Annotated in this window: 12 protein-coding genes; 9 read left to right on the top strand and 3 right to left on the bottom strand. The window is 45.3% G+C overall.

Translation table 11 applies throughout. The annotated features are described in order from the left end of the window. The first annotated feature begins 76 nt into the window (after positions 1-76). The 3 genes from DVY93_RS05875 (at position 77) to pncB (ending at position 4,801) form a co-directional block, all read left to right on the top strand. Positions 77-1,009 carry an ATP-binding cassette domain-containing protein gene (locus DVY93_RS05875; RefSeq protein WP_193004850.1) on the top strand — a complete coding sequence of 311 codons (933 nt, stop codon included), beginning with the start codon at positions 77-79 and terminating at the stop codon, positions 1,007-1,009. Positions 1,010-1,492: 483 nt separating this feature from the next. Next, complete coding sequence (gene msrAB, locus DVY93_RS05870; protein ID WP_230709715.1) at positions 1,493-3,286, top strand: bifunctional peptide-methionine (S)-S-oxide reductase MsrA/peptide-methionine (R)-S-oxide reductase MsrB; 1,794 nt, start codon at positions 1,493-1,495, stop codon at positions 3,284-3,286. 288 nt (positions 3,287-3,574) lie between these two features. Beyond that, positions 3,575-4,801 (top strand): nicotinate phosphoribosyltransferase, encoded by a 1,227-nt coding sequence (gene pncB, locus DVY93_RS05865; protein WP_198334047.1) that lies wholly within the window; start codon positions 3,575-3,577, stop codon positions 4,799-4,801. Positions 4,802-4,806: 5 nt separating this feature from the next. Here pncB and xseB read toward each other — a convergent pair whose 3' ends face one another. The 3 genes from xseB to DVY93_RS05850 form a co-directional block, all read right to left on the bottom strand. Beyond that, complete coding sequence (gene xseB / locus DVY93_RS05860; RefSeq protein ID WP_230709713.1) at positions 4,807-5,052, bottom strand: exodeoxyribonuclease VII small subunit; 246 nt, start codon at positions 5,050-5,052, stop codon at positions 4,807-4,809. A gap of 245 nt (positions 5,053-5,297) precedes the next feature. Continuing rightward, the gene (gene xseA, locus DVY93_RS05855; protein WP_230709711.1) at positions 5,298-6,800 is read right to left on the bottom strand and encodes an exodeoxyribonuclease VII large subunit; all 1,503 of its coding nucleotides are present in this window, start codon (positions 6,798-6,800) and stop codon (positions 5,298-5,300) included. A 229-nt stretch (positions 6,801-7,029) separates the two neighbouring features. Then, the gene (locus DVY93_RS05850; RefSeq protein ID WP_193004845.1) at positions 7,030-7,398 is read right to left on the bottom strand and encodes a hypothetical protein; all 369 of its coding nucleotides are present in this window, start codon (positions 7,396-7,398) and stop codon (positions 7,030-7,032) included. A 272-nt stretch (positions 7,399-7,670) separates the two neighbouring features. Here DVY93_RS05850 and DVY93_RS05845 point away from each other — a divergent pair, with 272 nt between their 5' ends. The 6 genes from DVY93_RS05845 (at position 7,671) to gspL (ending at position 13,666) form a co-directional block, all read left to right on the top strand. Continuing rightward, on the top strand, positions 7,671-8,330 hold the full coding sequence (locus DVY93_RS05845; protein WP_193004844.1) for an alpha/beta hydrolase: 660 nt from the start codon (positions 7,671-7,673) through the stop codon (positions 8,328-8,330). An 85-nt stretch (positions 8,331-8,415) separates the two neighbouring features. After that, entirely contained in the window at positions 8,416-9,516 is a 1,101-nt protein-coding gene (zapE, locus tag DVY93_RS05840) for a cell division protein ZapE (protein WP_198334044.1), read from the top strand. A 131-nt stretch (positions 9,517-9,647) separates the two neighbouring features. Continuing rightward, complete coding sequence (locus DVY93_RS05835; RefSeq protein WP_193004842.1) at positions 9,648-10,307, top strand: nitroreductase family protein; 660 nt, start codon at positions 9,648-9,650, stop codon at positions 10,305-10,307. Positions 10,308-10,420: 113 nt separating this feature from the next. Continuing rightward, entirely contained in the window at positions 10,421-11,716 is a 1,296-nt protein-coding gene (locus tag DVY93_RS05830; RefSeq protein WP_193004841.1) for an NAD(P)H-dependent glycerol-3-phosphate dehydrogenase, read from the top strand. A gap of 131 nt (positions 11,717-11,847) precedes the next feature. Next, positions 11,848-12,306 (top strand): SixA phosphatase family protein, encoded by a 459-nt coding sequence (locus DVY93_RS05825; RefSeq protein WP_193004840.1) that lies wholly within the window; start codon positions 11,848-11,850, stop codon positions 12,304-12,306. A 49-nt stretch (positions 12,307-12,355) separates the two neighbouring features. Next, positions 12,356-13,666 (top strand): type II secretion system protein GspL, encoded by a 1,311-nt coding sequence (gene gspL, locus DVY93_RS05820; RefSeq protein ID WP_193004839.1) that lies wholly within the window; start codon positions 12,356-12,358, stop codon positions 13,664-13,666. Positions 13,667-13,670 lie beyond the last annotated feature (4 nt).

The following is a 13,670-nucleotide window of genomic DNA, read 5'->3' as shown; positions in this document are numbered from 1 at the left end:
TGAAAGTCTGAACGACAATTGAATGGACAATAATGATAACGATGCCCATAACGTCAGGTAAATAGCGAGAACAACGATGAATCATATTCAGCTAGAGAATATCAGTAAAATCTATAATGCCAGTAGCTCGCAAGCACAGTCTGCGTTGACACTGTTGGCAGAAGGTATGGACAGCATCAAGGTCAAGGAACAAACGGGCTACTCAGTCGGTCTTTATGATATTAACCTCGCGGTTAAGGCAGGTGAGCTGCATTGTATTATGGGACTGTCAGGCTCTGGCAAATCGACATTGATACGTCACATTAATCGCTTGATTGATCCCACCAGTGGCAAGATATGGGTTGATACATCTATGAATGGGTCAAACTCTACCAATGACACACAGTCTATCATCAGTACGACCAGTGTGAACCAAGCGCCGATAGACACTACAAAGGTAGCAGATACTAAACTCCCATCCTCTGCTGTCAATGTATTAGAGTTTAACGACAAAGAGTTGCAACATTATCGCCAGCAGACGGTCAGTATGGTGTTTCAGCATTTTGGTCTCGTGCCACATATGACCGTCATACAAAACGTCGCTTACGGTTTGCGTGTGCGCAAAATGAGTGTAAAGGAGCGTCGTGAATTGGCCCGGCACTGGCTCAATGAGGTTGGTTTGTCAAACTTGGAGCGCAGCTATCCGGATGAGCTGTCAGGTGGGATGCAGCAGCGTGTCGGGTTGGCGCGTGCGCTGGCAACAGACAATCCAATTTTGCTGATGGATGAGGCGTTTTCTGCCCTTGATCCTCTCATTCGTGCTCAATTACAAGACCAACTGCTGGCACTGCAAGAGCGTCTGCAGAAAACCATTGTCTTTATTACCCACGACATTGACGAGGCAGTCAAAGTAGGCCAACGCATTAGTATCTTAAATGGGGGGCGTTTGGTGCAAACGGGCACGCCACAAGAATTACGTCACAATCCAGCTGATGATTATGTGGCACAATTTATGAGCGCTAAAAATTAATTCAGGCTATTTTGTGATGGGCGTACTGGCTCTAATATTTGAATAGGTTCGTACTTACTGGTCATTGTTTGTGCCCAATATGGTATCTTTTCTCCAATCTAGCTTCATATATGGGTGTCCCAGCATGGGCCCATGGCGTAGGGTTGTCTCTATCTCGCTACTCTTACTGCGTTGTTAAAAAAGTGTAGCAACCCATTCATTACTATTAAAATAGACTCCATGTTAGATGTATACTGTTAAGGTAGCCTAATATAGATAAGATGTTCTTTATAACAGCTTCAAGATATTGCAGGCCTTTTAATGAACAAGCTAACTCCTCATCATGTTATAACCATTTATTTCCCCGCAGCTAAGATCTAGGTACTACCTCTGCTTTTCTTAACATATCCCTGTCTTTATTTTGTCTAACAGAGTAATAAGACCATAAGCGACCATACCACCGCAGCTTATGATGAGCGCAAGAATTCGTAAAAAGGACACACCATGCCACATAAAAAAATTCGTAAGAGTGATTACAAAAGTGCCAGTGTACTCACAGCTAGCCCATCGCGTTGGTTCAAAAATGTCCGTGCCTTTGGTGTCACGACAGTACTGAGTGCGGGTATATTGGTTGCTTGTGGTCAAATGAGCAGCGCGGATAATGACGCGAGTAGTAGTACTAAAGTCGGTAAGCAAAACAGCGGAGTGACGAGCTCCCGTGACATGTTGCCGTCCGATATGCTCCAGCAGATGCAAGCGTTGCCGCAATTGACGAAAGGCTTGGGTGACACAGGCGCAGCAGTGATAGACCCCAACAAGCCAACTTTGGTAAAGTTTTGGGCAAGCTGGTGTCCGCTATGTTTGGGGACGCTGGAGGAAACAGAGGCATGGCGTACGGACCCTAAATTTGCTGATTTGAATGTTGTTACCGTGGTAAGCCCAAGTCATTTGAACGAAAAAGACGATAGCGAGTTTCGTCATTGGTACGCTGGCGTCCAAGCAGATTACCCACAGTTGCCTGTATTGTCGGACGCTTCGGGCGAATTGATTAATAAGCTTGGCGTGCAAGTTTATCCAAGCTGGGCAATACTTGATAAAAATGGCAATTTGGTACATTTAGTCAAAGGCAATATATCGGTAGAGCAAGCCTATGCACTCGCAGAGAATGCCGATAATGGTTTTGCTGAGCTTAAAGCTGGCAGCGCCAAACCTACAAACACGCAAGGCTTAGACAACAACAGCAAGATTGAGTCCATTGAGCAAAAAAATGGCGTTTACTACAATGATAAAGGTCGTGCGATCAACACGCGCTCAATCTATCTGGCGGGCGGTTGTTTTTGGGGCGTAGAAGCTTATATGGAGCGGGTTGATGGCGTCGTGGATGCCGTATCGGGCTATGCCAATGGCGATACCACCAATCCAAGCTATGAGCAGGTCATTCGCGGTTCAGGACATGCTGAAACCGTCAAGGTTACTTACGATGCAGATAAAATCGATCTTGATACGGTCTTAAAATATTACTTCCGCGTGATTGATCCAACCAGCCTAAATAAGCAAGGCAACGATCGCGGCGTGCAGTACCGCTCTGGCGTCTATTACACCGATCAAGAAGACAAAGCTGTGATAGAGGCGGCCCTGAAGCGTGTACAAAGTCAATATGAGCAAAAAATCGTGGTGGAAAACGAGCCGCTAGACAATTTTTACTTGGCTGAGATGTATCATCAAGATTATTTGGCAAAAAACCCAAATGGCTATTGTCACATTGACTTAAGTCTTGCGGATGATAAACCTGAAGGCACTGCGCGCGCTAAGCTTGTTCCTGTCTCCACAATTGCTGAAACATTAGACCCTAAACGTTATGCGGGTTTTGATAAAGGGGCGCTGAAGAATACACTGACCAAAGCTCAGTATAATATTACCCAAGATGCAGGTACTGAGCGTGCATTCAGTCACGAATATGATAATTTGTTTGCGCCTGGAATTTATGTCGATGTGGTGAGCGGAGAGCCACTCTTTTTATCAACCGATAAATACCAGTCTGGTTGCGGCTGGCCAAGCTTCACTAAGCCGATTGACATGCAAGTGATTACCCAGCATGAAGATAAGGCCTTTAATATGGTGCGTACGGAGGTTCGCTCACGCGTCGCAGATTCGCATCTCGGTCATGTATTCCCTGATGGTCCCAAAGATCGTGGGGGCCTGCGTTACTGCATCAATGGCGTGGCTTTGCAGTTTATTCCAGTCGATGTAATGCCTCAGTCAGGCTATGCGCCATTAGTTAAATTGGTAAAATCGTAATGGTTCTAAAGTTTTCATATGATTGATTAAAAAGACGTTAAGAGTGCTCTTAGCGTCTTTTTTTATCATCCGTTTTTGGCGGTAATTTTTTAGAAAAGGCCATCAATCTTAGTAATTTTGCGGCAGGCAAGTAGCGAGCTGTGAAATAAACAACAAACTTCGTTATACTGAATGGTTATTGATGACTCATTATTAGTGAGTACTCTCATTTGCTTGTCCATATATGATGTCGCTTTGAGTATTGGGTGACGTTTATTTTTTATTTTTGCGTTTTTTTAAGGCCATAGTATGACCGTTACCCATGTTCCTATTATTACCTCCTTACTTGATAACGATTTGTACAAATTTACAATGTTACAAGCGATGCTGCACCAGTTTCCGCAGACGCATGGTGTCTATCGTTTCCGCTGCCGTAATAATAAAGAGGCGCTCTATCCGCTGGCTGATATCAAAGAGCCGCTTGAAAAACAACTAGACAGTCTATGCGAATTACGTTTTTTAGAAGATGAATTGGCGTATTTGCGTGGTTTGCGCTTTATGCGTTCAGACTTCGTTGACTACCTTGAGTTGTTTAAACTTAAGCGCCGTTTTATCACTGTCAGTACGGATAGTAAAGGCCGCTTATTTATCGATATTGAAGGCCCAATGATTCAAGCCATGTTCTTTGAGGTCTTTGTTTTGGCCATTGTCAATGAGCTCTACTTTAGTGCTCTATCAAATGAGAGTGTCATCGAAGAAGGACAGCGCAGACTGGATGAAAAAGTAGCTTTGTTGCATCACTATGCAGCCGAAAGAGCAAAAGAAGGACGGGATACGCCGCCGTTTATTGTCGCTGATTTTGGTACCCGTAGGCGCTTTAGTAAAGCGTGGCAAGCGCATGTGGTTGAGACCTTACACAACGCTGAACCAAAAATAGTGGGCGGCACGTCTAACGTTTATTTGGCAAAGCAGCTGGGGATGACGCCAATTGGCACCATGGCGCATGAGTTCATGCAAGCTTTCCAAGCGTTGGATGTGCGTTTACGTGATTCACAAAAAGCGGCGCTTGAAGCGTGGGTACACGAGTATCGCGGTGATTTAGGTATTGCGCTGACTGATGTCGTTGGGATGGATGCGTTCTTACGTGACTTTGATTTATATTTTGCCAAACTGTTTGATGGGCTGCGTCATGATAGCGGTGACCCCTATATTTGGGGCGATAAGGCGATTGCCCATTATGAAAAATTAAAGATAGATCCCAAGACAAAGGTACTGACCTTTAGTGATGGCCTGAATCTTGAGAAAGCGTGGGAGTTGCATCAGTATTTTCGAGGCCGTATTAAAACCAGCTTTGGCATTGGTACCAATTTGACCAATGACATGGGTATCACGCCAATTAATATCGTGCTAAAACTGGTTGAATGTAATGGACAGCCTGTCGCTAAATTGTCTGACAGCCCAGGCAAGACCATGATCAATAATGACACGTATCTTGCCTATTTACGCCAAGTCTTTGAAGTGGATGAGCTGGAATAAAGTGCTTAACTATCGCTATTTTCTACTTTATTTTCTTCAGCGAAAGCGGCGTCTAATGCTTGTTGTACCGCATTAATGCGCGTCTCGCAAACGCGATAAGCAGCAATGGATTCTTCAACCGTGGTCATGAGATTGTCAATATCCGGCTCGTCTTGCTGCTGTAGTTCAGCGGCATTGGTTTTTAGAATATCATAAGCCGTCTTAAAGGTTTTTGGGGCGGCTTTTTTACGTTTGCGAGTAGGGGTGGTCATAGCGTGTCCTAATGTTCAAGATTATGGTTGAGTAAAAAATGAAGTAAATAAACAGACGTGAAATATTTTGAGCTCACAATCTTAATGGGGTTTGTCGTCAATCACTTATGTGGCTTTGATATAGTCGATCCTAAATAAAAATAGCACACACTATGCCCCATGCTACGGGTATTGATTTCGCGCAGCCTCTGTCGGCGTAGGCACAGCACGCAAGGGAAATTAATACCCGTAGCACTGTACCTATTTTAAAGTGTGTTAACTATATCTATGATCTGCGCCTTGGCCTTACCGTCTTTTAAGACAATATGTACCGTTTGCTGAGGGTGGAGCTGGGCGCTACTGGTGAGTATTTGTTTGTCTGTTTCATCCATAAGTATGGCATAGCCTTGCTTCAGCACACGAGAGGGTCGATGTAACAGCACAATGTCACGCAGATGTACGCTGTCTCGCTGGGCTTGAATCAGCTGTTGCTGACTACTTTGCATAATCGTCTTTTTATAATTTTGGCTATCATTAGAAGCCATAGATAACTGTTGATAAGCCGAGGCCTGCATCTGTGTGCCCAGCTCATGGGTTAGTCTGGCAGCTTGCTTTACTTGACGTTGAGCACTTTGCTGAATACTGCGCCACGCATAGTCACTGTCTTTTTGTAGGGCGGTTAGTTGGCCAGTTGTTTGCGACTGTACGCGGCTTAGTTGGCGCGCCGTTTGTTGCTCTACCGTGTTGAGTTGGCGCTGGGCGGCTTGCTTGATTTGTGCTTGATACTGTAGTGTCTGAGCGATCAATTGTGCTAAATGGCTACTAATGGCGGCGATGACTTTTGACGGGGTATCAAAGCTGGTATGGGCGACTTCATCTAGGACAACTTTGTCACGTTCATGTCCAATCCCGACCCAGACAGGGATGGGCTGCTCGGCCACCAAGGCGGCAAGCTCATAGTCGTTTAGATAAGCCAAATCACCGACAGCACCACCACCGCGAATAATGACTAATAAATCTGGCAAACGCTGGTAGGTGTCTTGAAACTGCTGCTGAGCGCTGATGATGGCGTGTCGTATCTCAGCGGGTGCATGATTGCCTTGAAAAGTGGCATTATGGTAATGAAAATGACAAGCACCTGTGCGCGCTAAGCGATTCGCATCGGCTTGAAAATCTCCCAGTCCAGCGGCCTTTTCGGGTGCAATGACCAGCACATGCTCGATGTCAAAGGGAGCAGGTAGTTGCTGATTGAGGTTCAGTAGTCCTTCACCTGTCAAGCGGTCGACCATTTGCGCATATTGTCTTGCCAAATCCCCTAACGTGTAGCTGGGGTCAATATCTTCAATGGTCAGCGAAAAGCCATACTGGGCATGAAAACCTGCAGACACTTTTAGTAGTACCGTTAAGTCGCGGTCAAGTGGCATACCGGTTGCGCGCTCAAACTTCGCTAAAACGCGTGTGGCTTTAAAGCGCCAAAGGTTACCACGGCAGCTGGCAACGACTTTCCCGTCGTCATCTTTTTCCGCTAACTCAAAGTAATAGTGGCCGCCTTTGCTAGATAGATTGCGAATCTCTGCCTTTACCCATACGCGGTGGTCAAAGGTTTGTTTGATGACCATCTCAACCGCTGACAAGTAATCACTAAGACGCAAGACAGTGTCTTCCAAATGGTCTTCTTGTTCCGCCAATTCAGCTTCCAAGGTGGCCAAGTCTTTGGCAGGCGCCAATACTTTAGCTTGGGTTACATGTGAGAGATTGGGTTTGCGCATAGTAGTAGACCATGTGAGTAAAGCTGAGAGGTTGGTTGGGACATAAGCAGCCCTAGATGGGGTAGTTTACCTTAAAAGCACATGCACAAAAAGCGAAGCCAACAAGTTGCATGAGAATCCTTCCCACCGACTGGTTGGCGACATATAGTCAGTTAAAAATAAAATCGACTACTTGAAGCGTGCTGGTTTTCTAGTTTTTACACTATTCATTCATGTGACTGACAACGAATTACTGACAGCGAAAACTAATGGTGTATTCGTAATCATCGCTACGTGATAAATCTGGTGAGCCAGTACCGAAAATTGAACCAACCACCGCACCAACTTGACCAACCATACGGCCCGTGCGCTCATCTAAGATTCCGTTGTATTTGACCGTGTCCTCGACGATAATCACTTGTTTACGGCCGCAGGTTTTTTGCGCGCTGTCTATGGCATTTTGTTGTGCTTTAACTTTGGTGTCTGCGATGCCAGTCGTTTCATACACAGAGTTAGCACGTTGGATGACTGGTGATGAAGGCGTACTTTGGCAAGCACTCAAGGCAAGTGCCGCCGCTAAAGTGGCTGTTAATGTGGCGGTTTTATTCATAGTATTCATAAGTGATTCCTAATTTTTGTCTATTGAACATAAAAATTGAATATCAAAGTTAAGTCGTTACTATATGCTACAAGTGCATCGCGTCAGTGAATATGGCGCTCAATCCTTTTATAAACCTAACCCATTCCTCTCTTCGGTGTCTAGGCGGTTATTGTGTTCTATCTTATCGCAACCTTACCCGTTCATCTGCCACATTGACACAGCAAATCACTTGAAATATAAACCATATCTAGGATAATTGACCTATTCATTCTTAATTAGTAAGTAACTTTATGCAATTGATTCCTGCTCCTGCTGGCGTGCTCGAAGTCGACGCGTTATGGCAACAAGACAACCCTAACGATCCGCAGACCGATACAGTGGCATTGCTTTGTCACCCCAATCCGTTGTTTGACGGTACGATGAATAATAAAGTGGTCACGACTATGTACCGTTTTGCCCGTGATAACGGTATGCATGTGGTGCGTTTTAACTTTCGCGGAGTGGGTCAGTCAACTGGTGAGCACGATTATGCTGAAGGTGAAGTCGTGGATGCAATGACCGTGCTACAATGGATTGCTGAACAAACCAATGCGCGTAAGCTATGGCTGGGTGGTTTCTCTTTTGGTGGTTACGTGACGGCACGCGTGGCTGAACAGGTGCTTGAGGCCTCTCATGTATGGGGATTGAGCGATTTTGAGATCTCTAAAATTGCGCTTATCGCCCCATCAGTCGAAAAAAACGACAGTCGTGATTTAAGCTTGCCCGCTGATAAAACCTTTGAGATTTATGGTAATGCGGATGAGGTCATTGACCCTGATAACATGCAGGAATTTGCTGAGCGATTGGGACTTGCGGTCAGCGTCGTGGATGGGGCAGGGCATTTTTTTCACGGTCGATTGTCAGAGCTGAAGGGTTTATTAGAAAAACACAGTTTTGATAGGCAGAGCTGAGGTTACGGATAAGGTTTTGTCCTGATAAGATAAGCCAATATCAGTCCATTATTTACCATTTATTTATCTAACGATGAGTCGTATTATGAGTTTATCTCCATTGCAACGTTACGAGCAAGCCGTCAGTACGGACGACTTTACTCGAGATGAGCAGCAGTTCAAGGCCATGAGCTATCTTGATGAGATTTATCATCAGCTCGTCAACCATGTGGAACAAAAAAAGGGTTTTTTTAGCTTTTTAAAGTCTAAGCCTACCGCCCCAAAAGGCTTATACATGTGGGGAGGTGTGGGCCGCGGTAAAACGTGGATGATGGATATGTTTTACGATTCTCTCACTACCCCGCGCAAGATGCGTCTGCATTTTCATCATTTTATGCAGCGGGTACATCAAGAGCTAAACAAGCTGCAAGGTGAGAGTGACCCATTAGAGAAAGTCGCTGATATCATCTATGAAGAAGCGGTCATCATTTGTTTTGATGAGTTCTTTGTCTCTAATGTCTCTGATGCCATGATCTTAGGTGATCTGTTTACCATGCTGTTCAATCGCGGTATCACTTTGGTTGCCACCTCAAACATTGAACCCTCCGGACTGTATAAAGATGGGTTGCACCGTGACCGTTTTTTGCCTGCTATTGCTGAAGTTGAGCGCCATACCACGGTAATGAATATCGATTCTGGTATTGACTATCGTTTGCGTGTCTTGCAGCAAGCGGAGTTATATGAATCGCCGTTGACAAAGGCAAACCATCACTGGCTCGCCAACCGATTTGCTAGCTTATCTAACAATCAAAAAATCAGTAATGAGCCTATTACGGTTAATGGCCGTGAAATTCGAATCAACGCTCGCACTGAAGACATTCTATTTTGTGATTTCCGCCATCTATGTATGGAGCCGCGCTCAGCTTCTGACTTTATTGAAATTGCTAAGCGGTTTAACACAGTGCTGGTCAATGCCGTACCAGCGCTAGACGATGATTTGCGTGATCCGACGCGCCGTTTTATTTACCTTGTTGATGAGTTCTATGATCGCCGCGTAAAGCTTCTGGTACGAGCAGAACAGTCGATTTTAAATCTGTATCAGGGAGAGAAGCTGGCGTTTGAGATTGAGCGTACACGCTCACGCCTGCTTGAGATGCAGTCAGAAGATTATTTGCGCATGGAACATCGGGTAGAGGATGCGGCGTAAAAGTTCGTATTAATAGAAAACCCCCACCTCTCAGGTAGCGGGTGATTCATGTTGTATTCACTGTATCACATAAAAAATTTGATTTTTTGCATGAGAAAAAAGTAAGAGACAATAATAAATAAGGATAGACGATGACGGCATTTGATGAAAATGACAAAGCAAAAAATGGGAACAAGCTGCCCCTTAAAGATAGGATAACAGAGTATCCGCCATTGTCTGCTGAAGCGTTGATTGGTTGGATTAATTCAAGACGTAGTATGGGCAACTTGGACACCCCCGCACCGACACGCGACCAGATCGAAACGGCGATTGAGTGCGCAGCAACGGTACCTGACCACAAAAAGTTGTCTCCGTGGCGCTTCATCGTAACACAGGGTGATGCTCGTCATGATTTGGGTCGTGCTTTGGTCGACGCTGCTCAAGCAAAAGCGGTGCGAGAAGGAGAAGACTTGTCTGATAAAGACATCAAAAAGGCCCAGACCATGCCGTTACGGGCGCCCCTTATCATCACGGTGGTCACTAAAATACAAGCCCACAAAAAAGTCCCTCCTTTTGAACAACTGCTCAGTACTGGTGCTGCTGTACAAAATCTTATTTTAGCACTAAAGGCTCAAGGTTTTAGTACGGTATGGCGTACGGGTCTATTGTGTAATGAGCCTGCTGTCAAAGCGTATTTTGACGTCGGTCCAGATGATTATGTGACGGCTTTTGTTTATACTGGTACCAGTCCAAAAGATGAACCCACACGTAAACCGATTGATATCGAGCCATTAGTCAGATTTGAGTCATAATATGGCTGAACGCTGCCCGTTCAATAAAATGGTCGTTAAAAAGCCAGAAAATCTCAAAATTCAACCATGATAAATTCTACTAATAATAAGTCAGTCAACACGGATAAAAGAACATGACCAGCCCTAATGATAGCAATAAAGACATCGGCAATGATGACAGTGAGATGAGTAAGAGTGCTCCTGAAAAGCAAAACAGCCTGCTGGCAGGTATCATCGAACGTGCTAGCAAATCAGGTATCGGCCGTAAGAAATTGAATCCTAGTGCGGTAGAATCATCGGTGGCAAAAAACATGGCAGAGATACACAGTAGGCCTACCAAGCTGCGTTTGGCATTTTTAGGGGGTGGTAGTTTTGGTACTGCCATGGCAAACTTAGCCGCTCGTAATGGCTGTGATACCACGCTGTGGGTACGAAACAAACGTACGGTAAAAGCCATGATAAAGACCCAAACCAATAAAAAATATCTGCCAAGTTATAAGCTTGATGATCGTTTAAAGTACAGCCATGACTTAGCAGCCACGGTTAAAGACAAGGACATTGTATTTATCGCTGTACCTGGTTTGGCTTTTCGTGAGACTTTAAAAAATATCGCTCCTTTTATCAGCGGTCAGTCTATCGTGTCATTGACCAAAGGGATGGAAAAAGATACTTTTGCTTTGATGAGTGACATTATCAAAGACGAGCTGCCAGAAGTAAATTTTGGCGTGATGTCAGGTCCAAACCTGGCTATCGAAATTATGAAAAACATGCCGTCTGCGACGGTGATTGCTAGTGAGTCTGAGCCACTGCGTCATGCAGTACAAGCGGCACTACACAGTGCCTTCTTTAGAGTTTTTGCCAGCGATGATGTGAAAGGCGTAGAGCTTGGTGGTGCCCTCAAAAACATTTACGCGATAGCCATGGGGATGGCATCAGCCTATGATGTCGGTGAAAATACCAAGGCAATGATATTAACGCGTGCGCTAGCAGAGATGAGTCGTTTTGGCGTGGAAGCAGGCGCGAATCCGCTCACATTTTTAGGACTGTCTGGTGTTGGAGATTTATACGCCACCTGTAGCTCAGAGTTGAGTCGCAACTACCGTATCGGTACGATGCTTGGTCGTGGTATGAGTATCGATGCAGCAGTGAAAAAGCTGGGTCAGACCGCTGAAGGGGTGAACACCATTCAGCAGGTGCACGAAAAAGCCACCAAAGAAGGCATATATATGCCAATTACCCACGCTCTTTATGCGGTTATTTATGAAGATAAAGCTGCCCTAGGAGTCGCGCTACACTTGATGGAAGCAGGCTTCCGCAGTGATGTTGAGTTTGTCATGGCTCATGATCATAGTAATGCGGCGCTTACTGCTCACATGAAAACGTCAAATAACAGCCCTGACGATAAAAAAGACGATGCTGACCATAAATAAAGCACCTCAGACAATACTATGCTGTCATTAGCCTACAGGGCAGTAATGATCTCGATAGGGTAGTAATGATACAAAGTCACAATAAAAAATATACCAAAAAATGCACCAAAAAAGATAGGACAAGGACGGTTATGAAAATTATATTAGTACGTCATGGTCAAGCAGAAGATGAGACGCGTCCAGATAGTGCGCGTCAGTTGACGGAATTTGGGCAACAGCAAGCCGCACAAACCGCAGAATATGTGACGTCTCACTATCATCCAGATCGTTTCATCGTGAGTCCTTATGAGCGGGCGCAGCAAACTCTAGCAGAGTTTCAATCGCGAGCGTCTGAGGTGCCAGTAACTATACAGGACAATATTACGCCCTCTGATGAGGCTCGTAAGGCGTTAGTAGACCTTGCTAATGTAGAAGCAGAGTGCATTGTGGTGGTTTGCCATATGTCTATTATTGCCCACCTTGCTGGACTGCTAACAGGGGAGTATCCTGAGTCGTTTTCTTTAGCAGAAGCAAGGGTGCTTGAGATGGACTTTGTGATGAGCGGGATGGCCAGTGAAATTGATCGTTTCGTTCCTGATCAGCCGTATTGAGGTTAGTCGCTCTTTTATCACCGCTTTTATTTAATTAAGGACACGCTTAGTGTTACACGTTTGGTTACGAGCGCAGCATAGCCCGCTAGCTGTCTGGCATGAAGATGTACAAAGATGGCAGTCAGTCGATGGTTGGCAACAGCTGCAAGCTATCTATGGTAGTTATAAATCCAATACGCGAAAGACGGTGTGTCTATACTTTCCTTCCAGTCATGTACTACAGGTAGATACTGAGCTGAGTGCCGCTCAGCTTAAGCAGCTGGGCCACAGTGGCAAGCAGTATCTGTTTGAAGAGACTTCCTTAACCCCTGTGGAGCAGTTGGCCATTCGTCAAATCAGTCATGCTGACAGTCACCAACTGTATGCACTGGCGCAGAGTGATATTGAGTCATGGCAGCAAGGTGCTAAGCTGGCTGGTATGAGCATAGTGGCACTACTTCCTGACTTTTTATTACTGCCAACGCCAAACGATCCCGCCGGTCAGCAAGTAACACTTTATCAAGATACGTACACAACGCTACTGCGCCAGTCGTTGCATCAGGGCATGGCTGTCAGCTATTTGCCATTAATTTTTGAGCGCTTCTCGCGTTTGAATGAAGTTAGCGTCTTGTCGCCTATTGACGCCTCTGGTTTCTCGCTCACCCAGTCTATCAGTGACAGCTTTACTGACAGGATGGAAACTGATGATGGTAACGATTTACAGAAATTATCAACGAGCGCTGACTTTATGGCGCAAACAGAAAGGCTTATTACTGAGCATCAGTTGTTGTTAACCAAATCTCCTACGTCGACGCCAACGCCTCTTGAAAACCCTGACCGTCATGCGCTTAATTTCTTTGTTAAATCTACGGATTCACAGCTATCACCATATTTGCGTGTGGCGATCATGGTAGCACTGTCAGCGTTGGTACTACAGATGGCGACCGATGGTGTGCAATGGTATCAGTATAATCAAGCGACAGCGGCGACCAAGAACGAGATTGCTAGGCAATATCAATCTTGGTTTGCGGATGAGCCACTGAGCAGCCGTACAAAATTGCAGGTACAGTTGCAGCCTAAGCTGCGTAGCGATAGCCAAGCCACGGCCTCTCATATGGCAGCCTTGGCTCGAGTGTCGCCTTTAATCAAACAATCCTCACTGCGCGCGCAAGCATTAGTCATGCAGCCATCGACCCTTAGTTTTACGTTGATTGCGCCTGACCGCGGTAGTCTTGATAAATTTGCAAGTACACTGACTGCAGAGGGTTTACATGCCAAACTGGAGCAAGTGAATGGTAATGAGCAAGGACAATTTAGTGGTCAAGTTACTGTGAATGTCGTAGATAGTAGCGATAAGCAAGCAAATATGGCGGCATCATAATCTA

The sequence above is a fragment of the Psychrobacter sp. CCUG 69069 genome (genome assembly GCF_021023115.1).
Lineage (GTDB): Bacteria > Pseudomonadota > Gammaproteobacteria > Pseudomonadales > Moraxellaceae > Psychrobacter > Psychrobacter namhaensis.
This window is presented reverse-complemented; position numbering and strand designations above follow the sequence as displayed.